The sequence below is a fragment of the Rhodococcus sp. (in: high G+C Gram-positive bacteria) genome (genome assembly GCF_049286785.1).
Classification (GTDB): domain Bacteria; phylum Actinomycetota; class Actinomycetes; order Mycobacteriales; family Mycobacteriaceae; genus Rhodococcus_F.
In genome coordinates this window covers 1-20,756 of sequence record NZ_JBAQEO010000179.1, presented here as the reverse complement: position 1 = coordinate 20,756, position 20,756 = coordinate 1, and the positions used below count along the sequence as shown (strand labels likewise).

The following is a 20,756-nucleotide window of genomic DNA, read 5'->3' as shown; positions in this document are numbered from 1 at the left end:
TCACCCCGCTCTATCACATCGGATCGGTGTTCGTTGATCCGGCGACGATGATGACATCGATGCAACAGGCCATGGCCGGCTCGAACTTCTACTTCTCCTTCGGGCCCGCCGTCGTCGGCGCAGTCGTTCACATGATGGTCGGGGCAATGTACGGCATCATCTTCGCGATCATCGTGCGTGTGGCGAAACTGCACGGAATCACCCTGATCATCGGCGGATTGATCTACGGTGTCCTCGTTTTCGCGGTCAGCGCCTGGATCGGGCTCCCGCTCGCCGCCGCGATCTTCTCGAGCGGTGACCAGATCACCGACATGGCCTCGATGGTCGGATACGGCACCTTCCTCGTCGAGCACCTGATGTTCGGTGTCTCGGCGGCGCTGGTCCTGTTGCCGTCGACGCGGCGCTGACCGGAGCGCTCAGCTCGCTTCCCACCGGTGCCGCCTGCGCCGTGACCTGCCGCACCGGGCTTCACGCCGACGGCACGATCCGCGTACGGCGCCGGTCGGCATCCCCTCGCAATCGACGGAGACCAACAATGACCACCATCGATGACACCTCGGCCCTCGGATTCGACGGACTGCGGGCCGCCTTGATACCGGCTCACGCTTCGGTTTCGCCAACCCGGAATATCGCTGACCACACCCCCGGCCGGGCACCGCGACCGCCGGCGCCACCACGGGAGCCGCTCCCGAACCCGGTGTCGGTGTCGGTGTCGGTGTCGGTGTCGGTGTCCGGGAAGGATCATCGACGGTGGCCGGGTTTCCCCATAGGGACGACGAAACGAGGACGCCATGACCACCGCCACCGCACACGTGGGAGACACGCTGATCGCGACCACCGACGACCCGATCGTCGTCGAAGGGAACGTCTATTTCCCCGAACACGACATCGTCGATGGGGTGCTGCTCGCGAACAACGCCAAGAGCCTGTGCTTCTGGAAAGGCGTCGCCAGCTACTACGACGTGGCCGCCGGAGGAGTCACCTTACCCAGCGCCGCCTTTACCTACCACCATCCCTCACCATTGGCACGGCGGATCAAGGGACGCATCGCCTTCTGGAACGGCGTGGACGTCAGCGCCACCGGCACCCGCACGTAGCGTCCCGTTTCCGCTTCGCACCGACAGGACGAGAACGACATGAAACAGCTCACCGACATCGGCGACCGCATCGGCCCGATCACCCTCTACGACGTCGACGGCGGGCGGGTCGAGCTCGACGCGCTGCTCGACACACCGGTCGTGGTGCCCCTGGTCCGGTACTACGGCTGCATGCCCTGCAGGGCGTTCCTCCAGGAACTCGAGGACCTCCGAGGGGACTTCGAGGCCGCCGGGGTCCACATCGCGGCCGTCGGCGGCGCCGCCGACTACCAGGCCCGCCACCTGATGGAACACGGGATCGGATACCCACTGCTCCTGGACCCCGACCACACCCTGTATCAGGCGTTGGATGTGCACCGCATCCACTGGTGGATGATGCTCAACCCACGCACCTGGTGGAAATATCTGTCGGCAGCACGCCACGCCCGGCAGGGCCGCATCACCGACCACCCCCTGCAAGCCCCCGGACTGGCGATCATCGACGCCGACCGCACGGTGCGCCTGCTTCACCGCGGCCGCACCCTCGGGGACTACCCGCCCGCCGCGCACGTCCTCGACGAGGCTCGGTGTCTGGCCCGCAGCCGCACCTGACGCGCTCTGGCCCGGCCGGGCGGAGCGCGGGTCAGCGCAGGGCGCGGTATCCCGCGACGATCCGCTGGAGAGAACTGACGGCGACGACCACGGCCCACACCCCGGCGATCTGCCAGGCCGCTGCAGGGAATATCAACCAGAGACTGTGCACCACAATGGTTTCCGCACCCTCGGCCAGTCCGCCGAGAAACGACAGGGAACGCCCGTCGTCGAGACGACGCCCCATGCGTTCGGCGATGGAGGAAAACGCGAGGAAGGCGGTGCCGTTGATGTAGTAGGCGAGCAGAACCAGCAGGAACGGCCACCACGGTGCGCCGTATGCCGAGGCTGCGCCGACGGCGACCCCGACGACCGTGCTGCCGTACACCACGAAATCCGCGGTGATGTCGAAGAATCCACCGGCACCAGACTCGCGGGGCGCGGGTACCCGGGCCCGCCTGCGCCGCGCCAGCGAACCGTCGAGCCCGTCGGCTATCCGGGACACCACCCACAAGGCCAGCGCCACCCACCACCACTGCAGACCGGCGGTGACCGCGCTACCGAGCCCGAGCAGCAGGCCCGCGCCGGTGACCCGATCCGGGGTGACAGGCGCGGCGTCGATCACCCCGGCGCACCAGCCGAGCGGCCGCTCGAGGTGTCTACGCAGGAAACTGTCGATCATCGCGGTTACCGGCCTCCGTGTCCGTGTCCGTGTCGTTCGCTGCTCGGGTGGGTCCCAGACGCCGCGCCAGATAGCCCGATCCCCCACTGACGAGCACCACCGCGGCCACCGCGGCCGCGAAAGGCCAGGACAGCGGGGACGTGCCGTACGCCCCGAGCGCGGTGTAGCCGATGGTGCCCGGGATGATGCCGACCGCGGTACCGATGAGGTAGTCGCGTTGGCGAACGGAACTGAGTCCGGCGGCATAGTTGACCAGTCCGAACGGAAACAACGGGATCAGTCGCACGGCCAACACCGCACTCAAGCCGCGGCGCTCGAGCATCGCGTTGAGCGCACGAACTTTCGACCACTCGATCCGCGCGATGGAGCCGCGACCGAGCGACCGTGCCAACCGGTACGCGATCCAGGCACCGACGGTGGCGGCAACGACCACGACGAGGGCACCGGTCACCAGCCCGAACAGCAGCCCACTGGCCACGGTCAGCGCGCTCGCGGGAAACGGCGTCACCGTCAGCGCGGCGTAGAGGAGAACGAAGACCAGCACACCCCACACCCCCGCCGCGGCGAACCGGTCCCGCACCGAGGCCGGGTCGGGAATCTCGACGGTGGCCGCCACGACCGCACCGGCGACCACGACGACCGCGAGGATCACCAACTTCAGCCGGTAGTTCACTCCGAACCGCTGACCCGTGACCGGTTCTCGTTCTGCATGCACCGCATATCCTCATCCTCGCTGTCTGCGCGGGTAGGTCGTGACACATCACGACGCACCCCCACCGGTCCGTACTTCGGGAAGGCTTCGAGTGTCCCGCTGTGTTCCCGAAGCGAAGGTTCGAATCTGCTTACTCAATCAGGAGGGTCGTGTGGTTCCTCGACTGTTGTCGCCGCGCTCGCGTCGACCTCGGCGCGCTCTGCTCGCAGCAGCGCTGAGTTCGGGTGCGCTGCTCTCGGCGTGCACCGCACCGACCTCCGACGCCCCGCGGGCCGAGGACGTGCCGTGGAGCGTGATCGAGGAGCAGGCCACGGGGCAGACGGTGTCGCTGTGGATGTACGGCGGCGATGAGCAGGGCAACGCCTACGTCGACACTGTCCTGACCCCGGCGGCCCAGGCCGCCGGGGTCACCCTGCGACGGGTCCCGATCGCCTCGACCTCCGACGCGGTCAACCGGGTCCTGTCCGAGCGGCAGGCCGGGGTCACCGCCGGCGATGTCGATCTCGTCTGGGTCAACGGGGACAACTTCGGAACCGGTAAAAAAGCCGGTGCCTGGCTGTGTGGGTGGACGGCGAGCCTGCCGAACATTCAGTACACCGACCCGGACGATCCGCTGCTGCGCAATGATTTCGGCACCCCGGTCGACGGATGCGAGGCGCCTTGGCACAAAGCGCAATTCACTCTGGTGTACAACGCGGCGACCGTTCCGGACCCGCCGACCAGCTTCGCCGAAGTCCTCGACTGGGCGCAGTCGCATCCGGGCCGGTTCACCTACCCGGCGCCGCCCGACTTCACGGGGTCGGTGTTCGTGCGTGAGGCCCTGATGAGCGTCTCGGGTGGCCCGCAGAACGTGCCCGCACAGTACAGCGACGAGGACTACGCCCGTCTCACCCCCGCCGTGTTCGACCGGCTGCGCACCCTCGGACCGTCGCTGTGGCGACAGGGGACGACGTATCCGCAGACCTCGTCCGAACTCGACGCCCTCTTCGCCGGCGGCCAGGTGGACATGACGATGACCTACGGCCCGGCCACCCTGACCGAGCTGGTCGCCAACGGCACCTATCCGCCGCAGACCCGGGTCCTGACCCTCGAGGAGGGCACCGTGGGCAACACCAGCTTCCTGGCGATCCCCTCGACGTCCGGGAAGTCGGCGGCAGCCCGGGTGGTGGCCAACATCGCGCTCTCCCCCGACCAACAGCTCGCCTCCTCCCGCCCGGACGTGTGGGGTCAGTTCACGGTCCTCGACGGCACCCGGCTCTCGCCCGCCGACCGACAGGCATTCGATGCGCTTCCGTCCTCGACTGTGGTCCCCTCCTACGACGTGCTCTCGAAGAACGCGCACCCCGAACTGTCGGCGCAATGGGTGACACCACTCGACGAGGGCTGGCGCCGCAACGTCCTCACGGGCCGATGAGATCACGCCTCCGATGAGCGCGGACACCACCCCGGGCCCACCCTTTCCTGGCCGCCGGTGGCGCAGCACCGGGTGGGTCCTTCCCGCCGTGGTGCTGGTGGTGGTGGTCGTCGGAGGTGGTCTGGGAACTGCGCTGCTGCAGAGCCTCGGGTTGATGCCCCTGGTCGGCGCCCCCGAGCTGAGCGTGGCCGCCTACACCGCCCACCCCGAGGATCTGTTGACCTCGACCGCGCTTACCCTCGCCATCGCGGCGGCGGCGACCTCGCTCGCCGCCGCGATCGGACTGGCCGCGGGACTGTCGGTCCTGTCGGGGCGCCGCGCGACGGTGATGGCCGCCAGCGTCACCGTGACGGTCCCGCACCTGATCGGCGCCGCCACGATGGACCTGCTGCTGGCCGACTCCGGAGTCCTTCCCCGGCTGATGGGACTGACCGGCGGCGGGTGGCCCGCTCTGGTCGGCGGCCGATGGTGGATTGCGGTGGTGGCCGAATACGCCTGGAAGGAATCGGCGTTCATCGCCCTGGTCGTCGCGGGCACCCTCGCGACCCGGGTGACCGGCTACGACGAGACCGCGGCGACGTTGGGGGCGCGGCGATGGGCACGGCTGCGTCTGGTCACGTTGCCGTTGGTGCGGCCCGCACTGATCGCCTCGGCGGCGATCTCGTTCGCCTACACCGTCGGCTCGTACGAGGTGGCAAGAATCCTCGGGCGCGCCTACCCCGAGCCGCTGCCGGTGATGGCCGTGCGCCTGTTCACCTCAATCGACCTCGCCGTCCGGCCCGAGGCAGCCGCGGTCGCGGTCACCACTACCGCAGTGGCCCTGGTCGTCGCCGCAGCTTCGCTGATGATGCTCCGCCGTTCGGCGGCATGGCGGTGACCCCCCGCGGGAGAAACGTCGCCGCGGCGCTCGGCCGCACCCTCATGGTGCTGTGGTTCGTTCTGCCGGTCGTACCGATCATGCTGTGGGCGTTCGCGAACCGGTGGTCGTTCCCCGGCGTCCTGCCGCAGCAGTGGGGATTCGACGGCCTGCGCAGCGCCGCCGACGCCGGTGCGGGGCACGCGTTCGCGACATCGACCGCGCTGGCCCTCGCGGTCTCCGCGATTGCCACACCGTGCGGTGCGCTCGCCGCCCGGGCCCTGGTCACGGGCCGGGTGCACCTGCCGGTCGTGGTCGCAGCGATCTTGTTCGCACCGGTGGCTCTGCCCCCGTTCGCCGTCGCGCTCGGGCTCGACGTGCTGATCCTCCGCGCCCACATACCCGGCAGGGTCGCGGTGGTCGTACTGCTGGCCGTCGCCGCGATCCCGTATACGACATACGTGATGCGGGTGGCGTTCGGCGCCTACGACCGGGGCTACGAGGAGGAGGCGCGCACCCTCGGTGCGTCCCGGACGACGGTCCTGTGGCGCGTTCACATGCCGCTGCTCGCGCCCGCACTGTCGGCGGCCGCATTTCTGGCGTTCCTGGTGGGGTGGAGCGACTACATCGTGACGTTGTTGATCGGCGGTGGCCGGCTGGTGACAATTCCGATCCTGGTGGCCTCGTTCGCCGCAGGGACCGGGAACGATTCGGTCGTCGCCGCACTGTCGTTGTCCGCAGTGCTCCCTCCGCTGGTCTTGCTGACCGTGCTCGCCCGACTCGGCCGGCGACCGTCGCTGTGAGCGCCGACCTGCGCCTGAGCCGGTTGACCCGGTTTCACCCCGGACAGCGGCGGGCCGCCCTCGACAGCCTCGACCTGGACGTGCCCGCCGGGTCGTGCACCGCCGTGCTCGGCCCCTCCGGTTCGGGCAAGAGCACCGCGCTGCGGCTGATCGCCGGACTCGATGCGCCCACCCGCGGGTCGGTTCTGCTCGACGGCATCGACATCACGGCCGTGCCCGCCGAACGGCGGGGAGTGGGCATGGTGTTCCAGCGACCGATGCTCTTCCCCCACCTGTCGGTGATCGACAACGTAGGATTCGCCGCCCGCGCGGCCGGGCACTCGCGCTCGGCATCGCGCACACAGGCCCGCCGGTACCTCGACCTGGTGCACCTGACCGACTTCGCCGAGCGGCCCGTCACCGCGATCTCCGGAGGCCAGGCACAACGAGTCGCCCTGGCACGCTCGCTGGCCGGGTCCCCGAAGGTGCTCCTGCTCGACGAACCGTTCAGCGCCCTCGATCCCGTCCTGCGCGCGGACATGTACGAGCTGGTGCAGGAAATCCGCAGCGAACTCGGCCAAACCATCGTGCTGGTCACCCACGATCAGCACGAAGCCGCCGTGTTGGCCGACACCGTCGCCGTGCTCATCGACGGGGTTCTCGAACATCACTCGGACATCGGGTCCGCCTACACCCAGCCCTCGACGCTGGCGGTCAACCGGTTGATGGGCGGGATCAACGAGATCCACGGATACCTCGAACGCGGGGTACATCATTCCGCGCTCGGGGCACTGACCGTGCCGCCCGGTAACACCCCCGCCGATGGGCCTGCGGTTCTGCTGGTCCGGCACGAGATGATTCGGATCGTCGACGGCGCGGCGGACGTTCCCCGCGGAGTGCTCTGTGGGGCCCGCCCGGCCGGGCTGCGCTACATCGCCGACGTGCGGGTCGGAACGGCGATGGTGAAGGTCGAGTTACCCACCGGATCCGCCGTCGCGGTCGGATCCACGGTGGGACTCGACATCCCCCTCACGGCACGGACCGCCGTCAACCGCTGACCGTGGTGCGCTACCGGACGGTGATCGCGGCCACCGCGTCGGCGATCGCTGCCGCGTTGTCCTCCTGCACGAAATGCCGACCCGGCAGCGCCATCAGCGGTGATCCGGTCAGCGCGGCGATGTCGGCGCCGTGGGTCGAGGACGGCAGTGCACGATCGTGGACACCCCACAGCACCTGCCGCGGCCGCGAGGGATCGGCGAGGACTTCCCGGTAGAGCTCTTCCTTCGCGACGGTGGTCTCGAAGTTCCGCATGATCTTCAGGAAGGCCGAACCGTGGTCGGTTCGGCGCAGCAGCACCAAGTGCGCCGCGAGTTCGGCGTCGTCCACCGCCCGCTGATCGTAGATGCCGATGTGCCGCATCAACTTCACGAACATCCACGCCGGCGTCCCGGCGAGCCAGGCATCACCGATCCCGGGAACCGCGAACGGCGCCATCGGCCAGGGCTTGCGGAACGAGGCCACCGACGCCATCGTGTTCAGCACCGTCAATGTGCGCACCCTGCCGCTGTGGCGGGCGGTCAGCTCGAATCCGACGGGGCCGCCGATGTCATGGACGAGAAGGTGGTAGCGGTCGATGCCGAGCGCGTCGACGGCCCGCGCGGCGAACGCACCCAACCCGGTCCAGGTGTAGTCGAAGTCGTCCGGGCGCCCTGCCAACCCCATACCGGGAAGGTCGAACGCGAACGCCCGCACCCCCCGATGCCCGAGCGCGGGCACAACCTTGCGGTAAAGGAACGACGAGGTCGGTACCCCGTGCAGGCACACCACCGGATCACCGGCCGCGCCGGCCGCTTCGAGCACCGAACTCGTCACCCCCTCCGCGGTGAAAGACCTACTCCGGGCCGCGTGTTCGGCGACGACGACATCCGCCGCCCGGGTCAGGGCACTCACCGGCAGCACCCCGCGTCGTTTCCCGATGCCGCCACCGTCAGCGGTAGCAGACGCCGCAGCGCGGCGTTTTCGCCAGGATCGAGCACCGCATGTTGCGCGCACGCCGGAACCAACTCACCGGTCTCGGGATGGGCCATCGAATACGTGCACGCGGCCAGCCTCTCCTGCGTCGCCCGCACCGCCGGGTCGTGCGCCATCGTTCCCTCCTGCATCATCGCCCACGCCGGACCGACGTCCTCGGCGTCCATGAACCGGTGCACCACGAACGTCATCGGCGCCACCCGACGGTGCAGCAGCGCAGCCCCGAATCTGCCGAACCCACCACACCGCCGGACGACACTGCCCGCCCACCTGCCCGCCACCACAACTCCTGCCGGGTACGCCAGGAGGGAACGGACGATTTTGGCCGCCAGCAGTACTGGGCGGGTGCCACCGAAATTCATCCCACCCAGATGGGTGTAGAAATCGTCGCGGGCCCGGGTCTCGACCGCGATGTCGGTGTCGAGGAACGGATACCACCGACCCCCGAGGACGAAGCCCAACGCCGTCCTGTTGCAGCGGGTGTCCCCGAACTGGACCGCGTCGTACCGGACGCGCTGGCCGAGTCCGCGCTCGATCTGCTCCCACACCGCGTCCATGTCGACGTCACGCTATCCCTCCCGCCACCGCCTGCTGTCGCCGACAAAGGCCGCGGGCTGGAACGCGAGCATCGAATACCCCATTCCGACGACCTCACGGACCACCTCGGAGACCTCGTCGAGATTCTCCGGCGTGACGGTCATGTTGTGCGCCAGATACGACGAGACCCCGTACTCGTCTCGCAACCGGGTGAACATCTCCGCGAAGCGACGCCGGTGGTCACCGAGGTCGGCTTCGCGCCGAGGGCGCGGAATTCCGCGGCGCCCGCGCATCAACGAGTCGAAATGCGCCGCGAAGGACACCCTCCGAAACCGGGGGCGACCAGCCGAATCGAGGACGACGGCGCGCAGATAGTCGTAATCGAAGTCCCCGTGGGTGAACGACATCGGCTCGCGGCCGTACTCGCGCATCACCGTCAACGCTGCAGCGTGATCCTCGGGGGCCAGCAGACTGACCTCGCCGCCGATCAACTGTGCATGCGCCCGAGGACCCCGTTGCGATTCCAACAGGGCCATCTGCGCCCGAATCTCGCGGACCGTGTGCCCGCCGTCGACGCGTACCTTGTTCGCATCGGCGCTGTGATAACACGGGGTGCAGGTCAGATTGCATTTCGGGAACACCCCGTGAGTGCCCTCGCACCCCACCGCGTGCCGGCCCAGCGTCTGCGCGGGTGTCCGCACCCCCTCCGGCAACTCGGCCCAGCGTTTGTCGAGCGCCGCCCGGGTCCGCGGATCCACCGGGCGAGTAGCCCGCTCAACGCGCCGTACCATCGACGGCACTCTCCGGTGCATACGTTTCATCGATGCTCCTCACCGCTCGCCTCTGCCCCGGGAACCCGCCCGCGGTCGGAATTCATTCCCCGTGCGGGGCACGCCGGGAGACACCGACGGATCCGACCACTCAGAATCTTCCAGGCGTCGAGGCCGGCCTGGTCGACCGTGCCACCGATCACCTATCAGTCCGAGCGCCCGAACTCTAGACGCATTCTGCCCGCGCTCAACGGCCTTCTCGTTGTACTTCTGCGATAACAGTTTCGCCAACTCGCGAGATACTTCCCACCTACCGAGCATGTCACCCAGTTCAGGTCTGATTCGTGAATTCTGAAGAACCCAAGAGCCGAGCTCTCACATGCGATCTGTCCGCCGCCCACGGCCTTGTCATTGAACTTCTGATTATGCAGTCGTGCGGACTCAAGCTCGGCCTCACCAATTCCGAGGGCGTCCACCATCAAGCTCAAACCGTCAGTGCACTGCTAGAAGGCATGCGCACCGCAACTCACAGGTGATCAGGGAAATAGGGCGCCAAATCCTGAGCTACCTTCAACGCCAACGGACACGCCTGCTCCGCGGTCTCGAGGTCCCCCTGTTTGTACCCCACCATGACCTCGAGGACCCCGGGATCAATTTCCACCGACGCCACGCATTGCAGACCACCGGGGAAATCATGGAGAAGACTCCGATGCCCGCCGACCTCGACTTCCTCCACCAGAGTGAGCCGTGCATCACTCTCAGTCTTGGACAAGGACTTCCCGTTCGACGACACGAGCAGAGAAAAGTACGGGTTGTCTGACCGATACGAGCAAGCCCAACTTTGATACGGCTCTTCACGGTCCTCGAACCGCTTCGGTTCCTTTCCATTGATCCCCGCAGCCGCCAACGCATCCGGGCCAAAGCCGTCACAAGGATGGAAGGTCAACCTCGGTGCCGGTTCAACAATCGGTTCGCCGTCACTGGAATTCCCACATCCTGCAACCGATACAACCAGCACGATGAACGTGGTCGCCGCTACCAACCCGCAGCGTCGAGAGCCTGACATCAAAGAACCCCTCCCACCGAGCCGAGGTTGCTCGTTGTGACGCCCTCTTGTTGCTCATATGCATGCAGCACAGCCTCGAAGGTCGACTTCATATCTTGGGCATAACTCTCGTGCGCTCGAAACAGTCCGAACGCCGAACTCTCGAATGCGATCTGTCCGCCCCCAATGGCCTTGTCGTTGTACTTCTGTGTCAGCAGTTGCGCCGACTGGAGATACTTCTCGCCTATTCCGAGCGCCTCCACCCAGAGTTCATGTTTCGCTCGGTCAGCAAGTTCAGCCATCGCATTCGCGTGCTCATCACACATCTTGATGCACCGCCTGATCCCTTCGGGATCGACCTCCAGATGCCCACCGCTCAGAGCGGCATCGGTGATCGGCTTCCATGACCCGCCCGCCAGGGCCGGCCCCTCGCCCGCATCGGGAGGTACCGACTGCATTGTCTCCGGGTTCGTCATCCCAATCCTCTTTCGTGAAGTTCTCTGTCTACCAACGCTGCTCAGCCATTTCGCGCTGCATTCGGATTCCACTTCCGATGAGAGACGCCAACGTGGATACCAGCATTTGCGGTCCCGCCCCCACTGCAGCATCCGGGTCGCGGGGTCCGATCATGTACCGGCCGTCGCCCGCGATGTCGATCCACCGAATCATGCCCATCTCGCCACGCACGTGCCGCGGACCACGGAACACTCCGATCGAGCCGCGGCCTGCGGAACCCGCGCGCACCGCATCTTCGAGTCGCGGTGCGGCCAATGCAGCACCGGCGCTTTTGAGAACGCCGCGCGAGAAGAGGTTGCGTTCGGTCTCATCTCTGCGCTGGAAAGTGCGCCGGCCGGCAGCATTCTGGGGGATCAGACCGATCAACAGCGAAGCCACGTCGTCCGTGACCCCCGCACCCAGAACGACTTCTCCCCCAACGGCACGCGTCGAACCGGGTTGTTGCACAGCCACTGCGCTCCACTGCTGCAGTCGCGCCCCGATGATCCTGATCGGCATCCCGTCGACGTCCTCACCGGAGATCTCCACGAACACTTCGGGCTCGGCCAGAACGCGCACGGCAGCGCGCACGTCTTCTCGGTCCTCACCCGCAAACGCCTCACGAATCCGGTTCTGCTCGTACCGGAAGGCGTTGTAGGTGCGTGCCGGGCTGATCAGACGGAAGGGGAACGGCTGGCGATCCTGGCCGGTCGCCGCCCACAATGCCCCGAACTGCTCGCCACGCAATTGCCAATTTCGGATTCTCATGCGCCGATCACCGGCGGAGCAACCGCGGGCAACCTGCCGATCAGCTCGTTTCCATTGTCGAGGGTGATCAGGTAGTCGGGAGCCGCATGTTCCTTGTCGTCGTTCCCGCCGCCGCGTGCCCCGGGGGCGCCCATCATTCCGCCGGCGCCCATCCCCGACCCACGCGCGCCCGCACCGGCACCCGTCGCACCGGCCAATCCGCCAGACCTGCCACCGGCCGGACCTCCTGCACCGGACACAGCACCGGGAATCCTCGACCCCGCTGAAGAACCTGTTGGCATACCGCCGACAGGACCACTCGTACCACTGCCGAGGCCAGCGGCTCCGGCACCGCCTCCGTGACCGATACTGGGGTTGCCGCCGAGCCGCGAGGCGTCGCCCGCGCCAGGCAGATTCGGCGTCGTCGGTACTCCGTCCGCAGACGCGGCGTTCGTGGACGTCGGGTTGCCGTCTCCGGCGAGAGGCGACCCAGGAGTCTGGTCGACGCCGGGAGCAGCTCCGTCGCCAAGCGCGGTGGCCGGGGCGGAACCGAGCCCAGCTCCATCTGCAGACGGCACACCACCGGGATGAGCGAACGGCGCACTTCCTGAACTCCCCGGCGACCCCGCGGTCCCACCGGGGTTCGATCCTGAAGTCGGCATGATCGGATCCGGAGGATCCACGATGTCTTCGAGCCGACCGAACACCGGGAGGATCTCGTCGGTGCCCTGGACACCGGGGCGGTAAATGTTATTCATCGCCTGGAGCGCCTCTTCGTGGCGACGGTAGTACTCGTCATCGCGGTCGGTCTTCCAGGGCGTCAGGTTGTCATACCAGTTCAGGCCCTGCACTTCGGGCACCGCGCCTCCCCTGAGCTGAGAGGCCGCGTTGTAAATCGGGTCGAACGACCCAGCAACACCCTCGAGTTGCGTCTTCACGGCGTCGGCGGAGCCTCCATAACGGGCCGCCTTGTCGTCTGCTGCGCTCGCCGCAACTCCGTGCCAGCTGCCACCGATCTCGCGTCTGATCCCGTCAGCGAATGCGGCGATCTTGGTGCCGGCTTCCTCCCCCAAAGCGCGCCACGTTCGCTGGACCTGCTCAATCGTCCCCGGATTCATCGACTGGGCGAGGTCCCGTAGCTTCTCCGGGCTCCACTCGTCTCCCTGGAAATACTCCGGATCCTCGACATAAATCGGTTCGTTCATACATCCCCCCTCGGCAAGAGCTGGCGACCACCATCTCTCGACTCATATGACGCGGTGACACCCTATCCGGTTCCCCCCGCACACGACGTCGCGAGGTGGGCCGGTGTCCGGACCCGACGTGTGCCAACGCCGCACAGGTTCACCACAAATGTCACGCGCCGCAGCGCTAACGTCGTGACTATGTTCAGTGACGAAATCGAGGTTCACACCGGCCACGAGCCAGTGGTCCACGACCTGACCCGGGACATCGAAAAGTTCCTTGCCGCGGCGAACGCCGGCGACGGCCTGCTGCATGTGTGGGTGCCGCACGCCACGGCAGGATTGGCCGTCATCGAAACCGGTGCAGGCAGCGATGACGATCTTCTGCGAGCTATCGACGAACTGCTTCCCCGCGATGATCGATGGAGGCACCGACACGGCAGTCACGGGCACGGGCGCGACCACGTGCTGCCGGCGTTCGTGCCTCCCTACGCGTCGGTGCCCGTCATCGATGGGTCGGTCGCGACGGGGACCTGGCAATCCGTGTGCCTCGTCGACACCAACATCGACAACCCCGTGCGCCGCGTCCGGCTCAGTTTCCTCGCCGGGTGAGCCGACACTTGCAGTCGCGCCTGAAGACGACCGGCTGTTCCCGCCGAAGCATCCGGCGAAGGAGTAGTTTGCGGACATGAGCACCTCCTGGCAGAACCCCGAGGCCGTCTCCCTGATGCTCGACGAGTGCAAGACGTGGGCGGTGGTCGGACTTTCCGGAAACCCGGACCGAACGGCGTACCGCATCGCGCAGTTGCTGCAGGGACGCGGCAAACGCATCGTCCCGATCCATCCCAGCGCACCGACGGTGCTGGGCGAACAAGGTTACGCAACTCTCGCGGACGTCCCGTTTCCCATCGAGGTAGTCGACGTGTTTCGTCAATCCGACATGGCCGGCGAATTCGCTGATCAGGCCGTCGCCGTGGGCGCGAAGGGCGTGTGGTTCCAGCTGGGGGTGATCGACGAAGACGCGTTCCGGCGCACCACCGAAGCGGGTGTCGCAATGGTGATGGATACGTGTCCAGCCATCGAGTGGGCAAAGGATCAGTAGCCCGGCGAGCACTCGATTTCGTCCGTCTCACAGAAATTCCACCGAGTGAAGGCGGAGGATAGTTGTGTGACCGAGGACTGCATGAGATGAGGGCCGCCGTCTACGACCGGACCGGGCCGGCAGGCGAGGTACTGCGGGTGGAGGACGTCCCGCGACCGGTACCGACCACCGGTGAGGTTCGAGTCCGGATGGAGGTCTCCGGCATCAACCCCACCGACGTGAAGGCGCGCGGTGGGGCCGTACCTCGACCGTTCGAAGGTTTCCAGATCCCGCACCACGACGGGACCGGCGTCATCGACGGTGTCGGCGACGGGATCGACGAGGACCGGATCGGTCAGCGCGTCTGGGTGTGGTTCGGCGCCGTCGGAAGTCATTACGGCACCGCCGCCGAATGGACGGTGGTCCCCGCCTTCCAGGCCGTCCCGTTGCCGGAAATCGCGTCGGCCGAATTGGGAGCGAGTCTCGGCATTCCGGCGATGACCGCGCATCACTGCCTGTTCGCGGACGGCCCGCTGACAGACAAGACCGTGCTGGTCGCCGGCGGTGCCGGCTCGGTCGGACATTTTGCGATCGAACTCGCCCGCTGGAAGCAGGCCCGGGTGATCGCCACGGTCAGCAATGCCGAAAAGGCGGATTTGGCTCGCAGCGCGGGTGCCGAACTGATCGTCAACTACCTCGACGCCGACGCCGCCGAGCAGATCACGGCATTCGACACACCGATCGACCGCATCATCGAGGTCGACCTGGGTGCGAACCTTGCGCTCGATCTGAGTCTCTCCGGCCCGCACACCACCGTCGTGACCTACGCCGCCTCCACGGCGGACCCCACCCTGCCCGTTCGCCGGTGCATGAATGCCAACGTGACGATGCGCTTCGTCCTGGTCTACGGCTTGCCTCTCGATGAGCTCACCGAGATCGCCCGAGGCATCACGGACGCGCTGCACGCGGAGGCACTGAGCACCCTCCCGATCCACCGCTACACCCTCGACCAGATCGTCGAGGCCCACGAAGCAGTCGAATCCGGGGTGCTCGGCAAGGTGGTACTCGATCTGCGCTGACGGAGGCGGGGAACGCTTCGAAAGATGTTGGCCTACAACCTCTTCACCGACCGCGCGAAGTCCGGATGCGCCTGACGGACGAGCACGGCACTGCCGTCCAGCGCGAGACTCACACCGGCTATCAACGTTGCTCGGTAATTGAGTTTCACTGCGAGGAAAAATAGCCCGAATGCAGCGAAGAAGCTGAGGGAGAGAACAGCGTCGTTCTTCTCGACCGCTTGTGCCGCAATTACCAGGACGGTGACCGCGCCCGCAAAGGCTGCCAAAGCGCCGAATGCGGCCTTGCGCCATAGTCTCCGCCGCGAGACACAACGCCCGCAGATCGGCCATTCAACGGCGACCACGTACCGACCCGAAGGTCTGGATGAATCTTTCGCCCCCGACATCAACCGAGTACGCGGGGCCGGGTCGGACAGAATTGTCGTCTCCTTGCGTTCCAGCTCCGGCTCGCCGTGCACCGCGCACACGTGCGGTGCTGGGCGCTCGAGCAGGAGCAGGTGATCTGCCCATCGCCTCGTCAAGTGCCCGGCCCCATCCAAGTCAATGTCCTGCGGCCGAACACCAAGCCGCACGTCACTCCGCCCCACATTGTCCATCCGCGGATTATGGCAGTCTCTTTCGACAGCCGGCCGCCCGGCGCCCAGCACGGATGTGCTGTAATTCTGACGCAACTGACAGTCTTGCTCCGGGGGGAAACCATGTCTGAGGCGTTACAGGTCGATCCTGCGAATCTCGAATCACTCGCGAATCACCTGCGTGAACTGTCGGTGCAGACCGGCTCGGCACGGGAATACCTGGATCGGTGGCTCGGCTTGTCAACGGCCAGCGGCCGCGCCTTCTTCGAGATCACCCGGACCATCGCGGAGGTTCGGGATCGACTCGACGCGAACTGTGCCGTGCTGGGTCGGCTCACGGAAGGCTCGGCAACCGAGCTCGAAAAGACTGCCCACATGTACCGGACAACCGATCACGCGAGCGCGGTCGAACTCGATCGCACGTATGCCGGGGGTCGATGATGAACGTCAGTCCGGATGGTGCTCTGGCAGATCCTGACGGATCCGATCCCATTCCAGACCTGCTCGAGAATGCTGTGGGGCTGTCTTTTATGAGCCCCTCCTTCTACATTCAGCAATTCTGCACCACGGTCATCAAGATGAATCCGTGGGATTGGGCAGCGGAACAGCTCTCCGGCGACTGGGACGGAGTGAAACGCGCCGGCGACAGTATTCATAACTTGGCCGACTTCAACATCCGGTATTCCGGCGCCATCCGTGACGGTCTCCGCGACGTCGACCCCTGGCGAGGTGCCGCCGCAGACACTGCGCGTGCATATTTCCTTCAGCTGGGTGACGCGGTCGGCCGTCAGGCATCGCCGCTCAACTCCATCGGAAAGCAGATGGAGCAGGTTTCGGTCGCCATGTACGAATTGTCGAAGGTCGTTGGGGACGCGCTTTCCGCGATCACCGACATGGCAATCGTTGCTCTCATCGAGATTGCCGCCGCGCAGGCGATGGCGCTGACCGGTGTCGGCGTCATCGCTTCCGGCGCTGCAATGGGGGCAGCCGCCATGCAGGTGCTGTTGATGCTCGAACGGTGGGGAGAGGTCATCCAGTACTGGACGACAACGTGGTCGGTCGTCCAGGCTCTGATGAGTGGCATCACCGGCATGCTCGGTGCCGCCGAATTCATCGAACTGCCAAAGCTTCCCGACACTACCTATGACCATCCGGGGGCATGATGGACAAGCCTGAACACATCCTGGACGTAGCACGCGGCGACATCGGGGTCTCCCGCCATGTGAAGTCGTCGCTGTCCATCCTCGCCTCCACCTCTCCCGATCCAGGTTTCCGCCGTCTTGTCACGGACGTTCTCGAGGGACGAATGAGCGTCCGCGAGCTCGTAGAGAACGAAGCATTCACCTCGACTCTCGACAAGACGCTTCCCGCCGGCCTCGCCGAATTCGAATCCCTGTCGACCGATGACCGAGAACGTCTTGCCGCAGCGGCCCGCGAAGAGATGGCAAACACAGCCGGCCGCGAATCCGTGCAGAATAGGACGGCACAACCTCCCATTGAAGAGAATGAAGCGGACGATGAGGACTGGAATCCGCAGGGTGGAATTCTGAGTTCCTCGTGGTGAGATTCGCAGCCAAGGCCACACTCGACGACGACTCGACGATCCCAGTTCGTGGATCAGGACCGGACCGCCAGAAATGAATCCGTGTGGGAACCGATAGAGGCACTGGTGCGTCCAACTGATCAGACCGCAACACTTGGGGGGGAATGTGGCTGCATACGATCCGGTGTCCATCACCGATGTCGAGAACTTCATGTCGGAGGCGTGGGACCACGCTGCGATCAAGGCCGCCCTCGACACCATGGATACCCGGACAACCTCACAGATCGCGGCAACGTGGTCCACCCACAGTGGCGACGCCGTGGAGGCGATGAATGCCTTCGCAGCAGCATTTCGCCGAGAGATTCCGACGAATTGGTCGGGCACAGCTGCGACGGCTGTGCAGAACCGAGTCGAGGAATACTCCGCCACCCGTTTGAACGTGGCGACACAACTCGGCGGAGTGGCCACTTCTCTGTTCACCGCGATCGACGCCGTCGCGGCTCTCAAGAGCAAGATAGCCGCGCCTGCGGAGCTCAGCAGTGTGCAGCAATACGAGGCGATGCTCTGGTCCGGCGACCCCCGCAGCGCCGCCGAACACGCGGAAGAGGCGCAGGCGCGTGCCGACATGCAAGCGCTCTACGCGCCCGCCTACCAGCACACCGACTCGAATGTTCCCTCGTTCGACCCGCCACCAGCTTTCAGCGGTACGCCCGCGTCGTACACCGGGCCACCGCCGACCCAGGGCGCCGGCTCGCCCGCGGCGTCACCAAGCGGCGGCATCTCAACGATCAGTTCATCAGCACCCACCGAGGGACAGGCGGGCATCCCGGAAACTGCTTCCGGTACGCCCGCTGACAACCCGAGTGTCACCGATCCCGCTGCCACCGATCCGGCTGCGACCGCACCAGCCTCGGCGATGCCGGCGTCAACAGTGCCCTCTTCAGCAGGAACAGGGATGGGAAGCGAAGGCAGTCAGCCACGTTCGTGGATGCAGAGCGCCAACGACCCCTCGTCTTCCGGATCGCGGGCCGGGTCCGGTGGTGTCGGCGGTCCCGTCGGCGGTGGCGGATATGGCGGTGGCGGGAGGAGCGCCGGCGGCAACGTGCCACGTGGCGGCGGATTCGGCGCACCGGTGAGTGCTGGTGCCTCGTCCGCTGGGGGTGGCGTCTCGCAGGCTCGCGGAGCGGGAACCGCAAGCACCCGCGGTATGGGAGGGATGGGGATGGCCGGCATGGGCGGTGCGCGCGGACAGGGCGACGACGACAAAGAGCACCAAACACCCGATTACCTCATCAACATCGACAACGGCAACGAACTGATCGGCACACTGCCACTCGTCGCACCGCCCGTGATCGGTGGATAGGAGTTGAAGAACTGGAGACTCCGGTCCGAAGAGTTCGGCGCGCTGTGGGAAGAGACCGGACAGGATCGAATCCCGTACCCGTTCGACGTCGTCAGTTCCATCCCCACCTACGACGCCTACCTGGCCGAACAGCGGCGGATTCGTGCCGCCTTCAGCGGGTCGGACAATATCGAGTTGAAGACAGCGCTGCAGGTGCTTGCCGCGCCCGACGTCTACGCAGAAGTAACCGGAACGACGGTGGATGAGGCGCCGATCAGGATCATCGGATGCCGGCGTCAACGATCTGTGGTGATCGCTGTGCAACGTCCCGGGCCGCGGAGCAATGTCGGTGGTGACGTGTTGATCGGGAGCGGCCCGTCGGGACGGCTGGCCGCACAACTGATCGGACAGATACCGCAGAATGCTGGTGGGCGCAGAACTTTTCGGCTCCTCGGTGACGCCGAAGAACAGGCATACCGAGCACCCGTATTGCAGCCTGCAGGCGCCACGGCGCTACCACGCTTCGAGCAGGTGTCGCGTCGCTCCCAGGCCGGACACGGCACCATCCGGGTGCAGCGCGGCCCGCGGTTCGGTCGCGGTCGCGACGTGGGGCACGCCCGATGGTTCGACGTCGCAGGCGACGGTCGCTACATAATCCACTCACACAACCCGACGACCGTGCAGGCATGCACCCCAGAACAGCTGGTCACAACCGTCGACAGGCTACTGAGAGTGGCGATCGAGTAAATTCACCGAGACGCACAGGGCGGGGTACGAAGCAGTACGCGACAAGGGGGGAAACACATGACAGAGCCAGCAGGCGCGTTGGCAGGAACATCGGCATTCACCGAACACGTCCTATCAATCGGTGAACCGCTCGAACTCGAACCCGGAACCATCGAACGGCTGATGCAGGCGTGCGACAAGCTGGCCGATGATATGGACGTCCTAGCCGGTCGGGCACGCGTCGAGCTCGGAGTGGAAGCTTTCGGGCTTGGCGAGAAGCACCCTAACCTCAAATCCGCGCAACAACTGGCCCAGAAGTTTCGATCAAAGGCGATCGGCGGCGATGGCATTGACGACGGAAACACTGCGGTCGGAATGTTCAAAGCACACCACGCCTATGCACTGGAAATGAAGGCAATGCTGCAACAGGTGCTCGATGCCTACAACACGCAGGAGAGTACGAACACAAACAAGATCAACGGAATAGGACTCGATCAGTGAATCCCACCAAGCGGCGGTTTGGTGTCGCACTCTCACTCTTCGGAGTCGCCGCGTCGACCGCTTGTGGCAGCTCCGACCACGCGGAACCCACTGAAGTTCGGACACCCGAGGTCACTCAGGTTACCTACCATCCCTGTGACGAACTCCCTGCTGAAGCAATTCGCGAGGCCAAACTCGATGTGCGGCCGCCGGAGCGGCACGACGTCGACAATCCGAAGACTCTCGCCTGCATTTACCTCTCCCACGAGCCCCGATACGGCGTCAACATCACTGCGAAGGAGCGGACGTTCGCTGTCCTCGAGACCGAGACCGACCGCTTCATCACCCTCGACGAAACGCGGATCGCGGGACGTCGAACACTAATCCAAGACTTCCCCGACACACGGTCCTGCCTCGTCTCCGTCGAGATCACACCCGGCGTCCTCGACTTCCAAGTCGGCTACGGATCCAACGAAATCTTTACCACACCCGCGGCCGCCTGCGACCAAGCCATGAAAGTCGTCAACACCCTCGCCCCATATCTCCCGGAACATCTGTGACACCAACGCTTGCAAAGACATTGAACGGCCAGCACGCGAGCCGATGACTGTGCAGGCATGCACACCGGAACAGCTGGTCGCATTACGAGGAGTACGGGGCAAAAGGGGGCCAATGACAGAGCCAGCAGGTGCGTCGGAAGAAACATCCGCATTCACCGAATACGTCTTATCCGTCCGTGAACCGCTCGAGCTCGAACCCGGCACCATCGAACGGCTGATGAAAGAATTACTAACTTCACAGGGCGAGAGACGAATTCAACGTTGCACTTGGTCGACGATGAAACCAAAGACCATTACGATATCGAATTGCAGGACCCTCTGGAAGACGGATGACTGGCGAAAGCGCTGCTCGACAAAGGTATCGCCGGCATCGCTTGCTTGCACGATCTCGTTGCCGAACACCAAGACAGGAGGGAATTCGAGGACGTAGTGGCGATCGAAACCGGGC

General features: G+C 65.7%; 28 protein-coding genes. 17 read left to right on the top strand and 11 right to left on the bottom strand.

Annotation, left to right across the window (positions count from 1 at the left end; genetic code table 11):
- The 3 genes from WAW17_RS07365 to WAW17_RS07355 all read left to right on the top strand — a co-directional run.
- The coding region (locus tag WAW17_RS07365) for a hypothetical protein (protein WP_422332341.1) at nucleotides 1-407 on the top strand (407 nt) is incomplete at its 5' end.
- A gap of 384 nt (nucleotides 408-791) precedes the next feature.
- Entirely contained in the window at nucleotides 792-1,097 is a 306-nt protein-coding gene (locus WAW17_RS07360) for a DUF427 domain-containing protein (protein WP_422332340.1), read from the top strand.
- Nucleotides 1,098-1,136: 39 nt separating this feature from the next.
- The gene (locus WAW17_RS07355; RefSeq protein ID WP_422332339.1) at nucleotides 1,137-1,688 is read left to right on the top strand and encodes a redoxin domain-containing protein; all 552 of its coding nucleotides are present in this window, start codon (nucleotides 1,137-1,139) and stop codon (nucleotides 1,686-1,688) included.
- A gap of 31 nt (nucleotides 1,689-1,719) precedes the next feature.
- Here WAW17_RS07355 and WAW17_RS07350 read toward each other — a convergent pair whose 3' ends face one another.
- On the bottom strand, nucleotides 1,720-2,349 hold the full coding sequence (locus tag WAW17_RS07350; protein ID WP_422332338.1) for a CDP-alcohol phosphatidyltransferase family protein: 630 nt from the start codon (nucleotides 2,347-2,349) through the stop codon (nucleotides 1,720-1,722).
- Nucleotides 2,327-3,064, bottom strand: coding sequence for a TVP38/TMEM64 family protein (locus tag WAW17_RS07345; protein ID WP_422332337.1), 738 nt, complete (start codon nucleotides 3,062-3,064; stop codon nucleotides 2,327-2,329). The genes WAW17_RS07350 and WAW17_RS07345 overlap by 23 nt, the downstream gene beginning before the upstream one ends.
- A 148-nt stretch (nucleotides 3,065-3,212) precedes the next feature.
- Between WAW17_RS07345 and WAW17_RS07340 the strand changes: the two genes are divergently transcribed.
- The 4 genes from WAW17_RS07340 to WAW17_RS07325 are packed head-to-tail and all read left to right on the top strand — an operon-like array spanning nucleotide 3,213 to nucleotide 7,171.
- A complete protein-coding gene (locus WAW17_RS07340; RefSeq protein ID WP_422332336.1) occupies nucleotides 3,213-4,475 on the top strand; it encodes an ABC transporter substrate-binding protein in 1,263 nt (420 codons plus the stop codon).
- Between the two features lie 13 nt (nucleotides 4,476-4,488).
- On the top strand, nucleotides 4,489-5,352 hold the full coding sequence (locus tag WAW17_RS07335; RefSeq protein WP_422332335.1) for an ABC transporter permease subunit: 864 nt from the start codon (nucleotides 4,489-4,491) through the stop codon (nucleotides 5,350-5,352).
- Nucleotides 5,343-6,134: an ABC transporter permease gene (locus WAW17_RS07330; protein ID WP_422332334.1), complete on the top strand. Its 792-nt coding sequence runs from the start codon at nucleotides 5,343-5,345 to the stop codon at nucleotides 6,132-6,134. Before WAW17_RS07335 ends, WAW17_RS07330 begins: the two co-directional genes overlap by 10 nt.
- Entirely contained in the window at nucleotides 6,131-7,171 is a 1,041-nt protein-coding gene (locus WAW17_RS07325; protein ID WP_422332333.1) for an ABC transporter ATP-binding protein, read from the top strand. The genes WAW17_RS07330 and WAW17_RS07325 overlap by 4 nt, the downstream gene beginning before the upstream one ends.
- A 10-nt stretch (nucleotides 7,172-7,181) precedes the next feature.
- Here the strand turns inward: WAW17_RS07325 and WAW17_RS07320 are convergent, their stop codons facing one another.
- The 7 genes from WAW17_RS07320 to WAW17_RS07290 all read right to left on the bottom strand — a co-directional run bounded on the left by WAW17_RS07320 (nucleotide 7,182) and on the right by WAW17_RS07290 (nucleotide 12,943).
- The gene (locus tag WAW17_RS07320; protein WP_422332332.1) at nucleotides 7,182-8,063 is read right to left on the bottom strand and encodes an alpha/beta fold hydrolase; all 882 of its coding nucleotides are present in this window, start codon (nucleotides 8,061-8,063) and stop codon (nucleotides 7,182-7,184) included.
- The gene (locus tag WAW17_RS07315; RefSeq protein WP_422332331.1) at nucleotides 8,060-8,701 is read right to left on the bottom strand and encodes a hypothetical protein; all 642 of its coding nucleotides are present in this window, start codon (nucleotides 8,699-8,701) and stop codon (nucleotides 8,060-8,062) included. The genes WAW17_RS07320 and WAW17_RS07315 overlap by 4 nt, the downstream gene beginning before the upstream one ends.
- A gap of 12 nt (nucleotides 8,702-8,713) precedes the next feature.
- A complete protein-coding gene (locus WAW17_RS07310) occupies nucleotides 8,714-9,472 on the bottom strand; it encodes a hypothetical protein (protein WP_422332330.1) in 759 nt (252 codons plus the stop codon).
- A 505-nt stretch (nucleotides 9,473-9,977) separates the two neighbouring features.
- Nucleotides 9,978-10,517, bottom strand: coding sequence for a DUF3558 domain-containing protein (locus WAW17_RS07305; protein ID WP_422332329.1), 540 nt, complete (start codon nucleotides 10,515-10,517; stop codon nucleotides 9,978-9,980).
- Nucleotides 10,517-10,972, bottom strand: coding sequence for a hypothetical protein (locus WAW17_RS07300; protein WP_422332328.1), 456 nt, complete (start codon nucleotides 10,970-10,972; stop codon nucleotides 10,517-10,519). Before WAW17_RS07300 ends, WAW17_RS07305 begins: the two co-directional genes overlap by 1 nt.
- Before the next feature lie 28 nt (nucleotides 10,973-11,000).
- On the bottom strand, nucleotides 11,001-11,759 hold the full coding sequence (locus tag WAW17_RS07295; RefSeq protein WP_422332327.1) for an ESX secretion-associated protein EspG: 759 nt from the start codon (nucleotides 11,757-11,759) through the stop codon (nucleotides 11,001-11,003).
- Nucleotides 11,756-12,943: a hypothetical protein gene (locus WAW17_RS07290; protein ID WP_422332326.1), complete on the bottom strand. Its 1,188-nt coding sequence runs from the start codon at nucleotides 12,941-12,943 to the stop codon at nucleotides 11,756-11,758. The genes WAW17_RS07295 and WAW17_RS07290 overlap by 4 nt, the downstream gene beginning before the upstream one ends.
- Before the next feature lie 180 nt (nucleotides 12,944-13,123).
- Between WAW17_RS07290 and WAW17_RS07285 the strand changes: the two genes are divergently transcribed.
- From WAW17_RS07285 to WAW17_RS07275, 3 genes are all read left to right on the top strand, one after another.
- Complete coding sequence (locus WAW17_RS07285; protein WP_422332325.1) at nucleotides 13,124-13,534, top strand: secondary thiamine-phosphate synthase enzyme YjbQ; 411 nt, start codon at nucleotides 13,124-13,126, stop codon at nucleotides 13,532-13,534.
- A 76-nt stretch (nucleotides 13,535-13,610) separates the two neighbouring features.
- Nucleotides 13,611-14,024, top strand: coding sequence for a CoA-binding protein (locus tag WAW17_RS07280; protein ID WP_422332324.1), 414 nt, complete (start codon nucleotides 13,611-13,613; stop codon nucleotides 14,022-14,024).
- 86 nt (nucleotides 14,025-14,110) lie between these two features.
- Nucleotides 14,111-15,082 (top strand): NADPH:quinone reductase, encoded by a 972-nt coding sequence (locus tag WAW17_RS07275; protein WP_422332323.1) that lies wholly within the window; start codon nucleotides 14,111-14,113, stop codon nucleotides 15,080-15,082.
- A 32-nt stretch (nucleotides 15,083-15,114) separates the two neighbouring features.
- On the opposite strand, the gene WAW17_RS07270 is transcribed toward WAW17_RS07275, so the two are convergent.
- Nucleotides 15,115-15,678 (bottom strand): hypothetical protein, encoded by a 564-nt coding sequence (locus WAW17_RS07270; RefSeq protein ID WP_422332322.1) that lies wholly within the window; start codon nucleotides 15,676-15,678, stop codon nucleotides 15,115-15,117.
- 102 nt (nucleotides 15,679-15,780) lie between these two features.
- Here WAW17_RS07270 and WAW17_RS07265 point away from each other — a divergent pair, with 102 nt between their 5' ends.
- The 7 genes from WAW17_RS07265 to WAW17_RS07235 all read left to right on the top strand — a co-directional run bounded on the left by WAW17_RS07265 (nucleotide 15,781) and on the right by WAW17_RS07235 (nucleotide 20,308).
- The gene (locus WAW17_RS07265; protein ID WP_422332321.1) at nucleotides 15,781-16,098 is read left to right on the top strand and encodes a type VII secretion target; all 318 of its coding nucleotides are present in this window, start codon (nucleotides 15,781-15,783) and stop codon (nucleotides 16,096-16,098) included.
- Nucleotides 16,095-16,820, top strand: coding sequence for a hypothetical protein (locus tag WAW17_RS07260; RefSeq protein ID WP_422332320.1), 726 nt, complete (start codon nucleotides 16,095-16,097; stop codon nucleotides 16,818-16,820). The genes WAW17_RS07265 and WAW17_RS07260 overlap by 4 nt, the downstream gene beginning before the upstream one ends.
- A complete protein-coding gene (locus tag WAW17_RS07255) occupies nucleotides 16,817-17,221 on the top strand; it encodes a hypothetical protein (protein WP_422332319.1) in 405 nt (134 codons plus the stop codon). The genes WAW17_RS07260 and WAW17_RS07255 overlap by 4 nt, the downstream gene beginning before the upstream one ends.
- A gap of 145 nt (nucleotides 17,222-17,366) precedes the next feature.
- The gene (locus WAW17_RS07250) at nucleotides 17,367-18,563 is read left to right on the top strand and encodes a hypothetical protein (RefSeq protein WP_422332318.1); all 1,197 of its coding nucleotides are present in this window, start codon (nucleotides 17,367-17,369) and stop codon (nucleotides 18,561-18,563) included.
- Between the two features lie 3 nt (nucleotides 18,564-18,566).
- Nucleotides 18,567-19,289: an ESX secretion-associated protein EspG gene (locus WAW17_RS07245; protein ID WP_422332317.1), complete on the top strand. Its 723-nt coding sequence runs from the start codon at nucleotides 18,567-18,569 to the stop codon at nucleotides 19,287-19,289.
- A gap of 57 nt (nucleotides 19,290-19,346) precedes the next feature.
- Nucleotides 19,347-19,769 (top strand): hypothetical protein, encoded by a 423-nt coding sequence (locus WAW17_RS07240; protein ID WP_422332316.1) that lies wholly within the window; start codon nucleotides 19,347-19,349, stop codon nucleotides 19,767-19,769.
- The gene (locus tag WAW17_RS07235) at nucleotides 19,766-20,308 is read left to right on the top strand and encodes a DUF3558 family protein (protein WP_422332315.1); all 543 of its coding nucleotides are present in this window, start codon (nucleotides 19,766-19,768) and stop codon (nucleotides 20,306-20,308) included. Before WAW17_RS07240 ends, WAW17_RS07235 begins: the two co-directional genes overlap by 4 nt.
- 255 nt (nucleotides 20,309-20,563) lie before the next feature.
- Here the strand turns inward: WAW17_RS07235 and WAW17_RS07230 are convergent.
- The coding region (locus WAW17_RS07230; protein WP_422332314.1) for a hypothetical protein at nucleotides 20,564-20,756 on the bottom strand (193 nt) is incomplete at its 5' end.

Bases quoted from the DNA above. Each gene is read 5' to 3' on its own strand.
- WAW17_RS07360 (WP_422332340.1), top strand. From the start codon at position 792: ATGACCACCGCCACCGCACACGTGGGAGACACGCTGATCGCGACCACC.
- WAW17_RS07275 (WP_422332323.1), top strand. From the start codon at position 14,111: ATGAGGGCCGCCGTCTACGACCGGACCGGGCCGGCAGGCGAGGTACTG.
- WAW17_RS07300 (WP_422332328.1), bottom strand. From the start codon at position 10,972: ATGACGAACCCGGAGACAATGCAGTCGGTACCTCCCGATGCGGGCGAG.
- WAW17_RS07315 (WP_422332331.1), bottom strand. From the start codon at position 8,701: ATGGACGCGGTGTGGGAGCAGATCGAGCGCGGACTCGGCCAGCGCGTC.
- WAW17_RS07310 (WP_422332330.1), bottom strand. From the start codon at position 9,472: ATGGTACGGCGCGTTGAGCGGGCTACTCGCCCGGTGGATCCGCGGACC.
- WAW17_RS07270 (WP_422332322.1), bottom strand. From the start codon at position 15,678: ATGGACAATGTGGGGCGGAGTGACGTGCGGCTTGGTGTTCGGCCGCAG.
- WAW17_RS07330 (WP_422332334.1), top strand. From the start codon at position 5,343: ATGGCGGTGACCCCCCGCGGGAGAAACGTCGCCGCGGCGCTCGGCCGC.
- WAW17_RS07265 (WP_422332321.1), top strand. From the start codon at position 15,781: ATGTCTGAGGCGTTACAGGTCGATCCTGCGAATCTCGAATCACTCGCG.
- WAW17_RS07355 (WP_422332339.1), top strand. From the start codon at position 1,137: ATGAAACAGCTCACCGACATCGGCGACCGCATCGGCCCGATCACCCTC.
- WAW17_RS07240 (WP_422332316.1), top strand. From the start codon at position 19,347: ATGACAGAGCCAGCAGGCGCGTTGGCAGGAACATCGGCATTCACCGAA.
- WAW17_RS07290 (WP_422332326.1), bottom strand. From the start codon at position 12,943: ATGAACGAACCGATTTATGTCGAGGATCCGGAGTATTTCCAGGGAGAC.
- WAW17_RS07285 (WP_422332325.1), top strand. From the start codon at position 13,124: ATGTTCAGTGACGAAATCGAGGTTCACACCGGCCACGAGCCAGTGGTC.
- WAW17_RS07260 (WP_422332320.1), top strand. From the start codon at position 16,095: ATGATGAACGTCAGTCCGGATGGTGCTCTGGCAGATCCTGACGGATCC.
- WAW17_RS07255 (WP_422332319.1), top strand. From the start codon at position 16,817: ATGATGGACAAGCCTGAACACATCCTGGACGTAGCACGCGGCGACATC.
- WAW17_RS07305 (WP_422332329.1), bottom strand. From the start codon at position 10,517: ATGTCAGGCTCTCGACGCTGCGGGTTGGTAGCGGCGACCACGTTCATC.
- WAW17_RS07335 (WP_422332335.1), top strand. From the start codon at position 4,489: ATGAGCGCGGACACCACCCCGGGCCCACCCTTTCCTGGCCGCCGGTGG.
- WAW17_RS07350 (WP_422332338.1), bottom strand. From the start codon at position 2,349: ATGATCGACAGTTTCCTGCGTAGACACCTCGAGCGGCCGCTCGGCTGG.
- WAW17_RS07295 (WP_422332327.1), bottom strand. From the start codon at position 11,759: ATGAGAATCCGAAATTGGCAATTGCGTGGCGAGCAGTTCGGGGCATTG.
- WAW17_RS07280 (WP_422332324.1), top strand. From the start codon at position 13,611: ATGAGCACCTCCTGGCAGAACCCCGAGGCCGTCTCCCTGATGCTCGAC.